The organism is Streptomyces murinus, assembly GCF_002154555.1.
In the GTDB taxonomy this organism is placed as follows: Bacteria; Actinomycetota; Actinomycetes; order Streptomycetales; family Streptomycetaceae; genus Streptomyces; species Streptomyces murinus.
Genome location: NZ_MUNF01000866.1, coordinates 1 through 1,097, shown reverse-complemented (window position 1 = coordinate 1,097; position 1,097 = coordinate 1). Strand labels below are relative to the sequence as shown.

The 1,097-nt window shown below is 62.3% G+C and carries 1 protein-coding gene; it reads right to left on the bottom strand.

Annotated elements, in window-relative coordinates:
- Positions 1-205: DUF397 domain-containing protein (locus tag CCN72_RS36040; protein WP_086812583.1), on the bottom strand; the 205-nt coding region annotated here is incomplete at its 3' end.
- Positions 206-1,097 lie beyond the last annotated feature (892 nt).

Here is a 1,097-nt window from a genome sequence, read left to right as displayed (position 1 = left end):
CCCCGGACAGGAGCGCCTCGACCTCCGGCACGGTGAAGATCAGGGCCGGCCCCTCCGGGAAACGGCTGTTCCGCACGGCCACCTGACCGTCATTCAACTTCCTCATCTCGACGCAGGCACCGGCACCCTGACTGACCCGGGCCTTCTGCCAGCACCCTGCCGCCTGAATCACGTCCGACCGCATCCCATTGAAGTACTGACTCATGATCGCCTACCTTCGTTGTCCGATTCCGTGCCCACTCACCCGATTGTCATACTTATAGGGAAACTCCCTGGCCGTACGCCCAGGAAATCCCGTACGGGAATTCTCAGAGCGGGCGAGTTGAATCATTCACCTTGGAAATCGAACAACACCACTCCCTGATCGAGTGATTACCACTCCAGCTTTGAACACTCGTGATCGAAATCTGATAACATCATCAGAAAGATTTGATCGCCTGACACTCCAGGGCGTCCAGGTCACGTGCCGAAGCCCTGACGGTTCAAAGAGGGCTCGCCCGGCCTGGGGCCCAGCATCCACGCATGCCGCCTCTGGACCTCGGACAAAGCAGCCTGCACGGCCTCGCGCCGGGGCTTCGCGAACTCGGGAAACCCCTTCGGGGACTCGAATCCGAGTGCAGTCAACAGCCGCTTCATCGCGGCTCGTTCGCCCTGCGCCTTCTCTCGGGCGAGCATCTTGCCCAGCCATTTCCAGGTCGGCCTCTGACGAGGCTCCGAGCATGGGGTAGACGGGCCGCCCTACGTAGCGAAAGNNGGGCGGCCGAGGCGTAATTTCCACGAACGGGCCACGTCCTACGTGTAGCGCGCGTAATCTTGCTCACGCCAGTACGGCGTGGCACCTCCACCACTCCGTCCCCGGACAACGGGTTCGGGGCGACGAGGAGGTGACAACCCGTTGAGGCACTTACGGGAACTGGCCCGCAGGCTCGGTCGGCGTGAACTTACCCTGATCATCCTTGCCGCGTTCGTATCAGCTTTCGCCGCCAAGGTGGTGGACGCCACCGTGGATGCGGCGATCTGGGTGTTCAACGCAGTGGCCTAGCCGACGACCATGACGGTCTCGACGTCATGGTCGCCGGCCGCTGAAGGGCCATGCA